A 954-nucleotide genomic window follows, 5' to 3' on the forward strand; every position below is an offset into this window, starting at 1 on the left:
GATCATATTATTCTTTTTGATTACAAAACGGACAGGTACCAAGATTCTACTGAACTAATTGAACGGTATAAAGGTCAACTTTCCTTGTATGAAGAAGGATTAACAAAAGCCTATGGGATAAGTAAAATTGATAAATATCTAATTTTATTTGGGAAAGAAGAAGTAGAAGTAGTTAGAGTTTGATTTCATCAAAGTTATTAGACAGTATTTTAAGTAATCTAGAAAGGGAACATATGAATAGACCAATAGCAGCTATATTTGATATCGACGGAACAATTTTTAGAGATTCCTTACTTTTAAAGCATATGGAAAAGTGTGTTTCCTATGATGTATTTCCAAATAGTGTCAATGCTGAAATTAAATTTCACAAAAATGCTTGGGAAAATAGAGAACTAGACTATGATGACTATCTCTATATTGCTGCAACACTTTATACAAAATATATTGCAGATAAAGATGTACTTGATATTGATTTTGTCGCTAAAAAAGTTATTGAAAAAGAAAGTAAAAAGCTTTATCGATACACTCGTGATCGGATCAAATGGCATAAGGAACAGGGGCACCAGATTATATTTATTTCAGGTTCTCCTGATTTCTTAGTCTCAAAAATGGCAGATAAATTGGGTGCAGATATCTGGTATGCAACAAATTATCTTCAACTTGATAATAAGTACACTGGAGAAGTGATTCCTATGTGGGACTCAACTTCAAAATTACAAGTCTTAAAAAATTTGTTCATTGATTTCGAAAAATCCTATGCTTATGGAGATACGACTGGTGATTTTACAATGCTTCAATCTGTAGGTTTTCCGACAGCAATAAATCCCAATAAGAAATTGTTGGATAAGATTACAAAAGAGAAACTAGATTGTAAGATCATTATCGAAAGAAAAGATGTGATTTATAAACTAGATGAGGTAAAGCATGGAATTTATTAAAGCTGCGAATCAATTT

General features: G+C 30.9%; 2 protein-coding genes. Both read left to right on the forward strand.

Annotated features, from left to right (window positions below; translation table 11 throughout):
• The coding region (locus tag D8837_RS09640; protein ID WP_312023208.1) for a hypothetical protein at positions 1–183 on the forward strand (183 nt) is incomplete at its 5' end.
• Positions 184–233: 50 nt separating this feature from the next.
• Positions 234–938 carry an HAD family hydrolase gene (locus D8837_RS09370; RefSeq protein ID WP_125456878.1) on the forward strand — a complete coding sequence of 235 codons (705 nt, stop codon included), beginning with the start codon at positions 234–236 and terminating at the stop codon, positions 936–938.
• Positions 939–954 lie beyond the last annotated feature (16 nt).

The organism is Streptococcus mitis, from assembly GCF_003942965.1.
Lineage (GTDB): Bacteria > Bacillota > Bacilli > Lactobacillales > Streptococcaceae > Streptococcus > Streptococcus mitis_BH.

Excerpts from the sequence above, each read along its gene's own strand:
- D8837_RS09370 (WP_125456878.1), top strand. The coding sequence starts at position 234 with ATGAATAGACCAATAGCAGCTATATTTGATATCGACGGAACAATTTTT.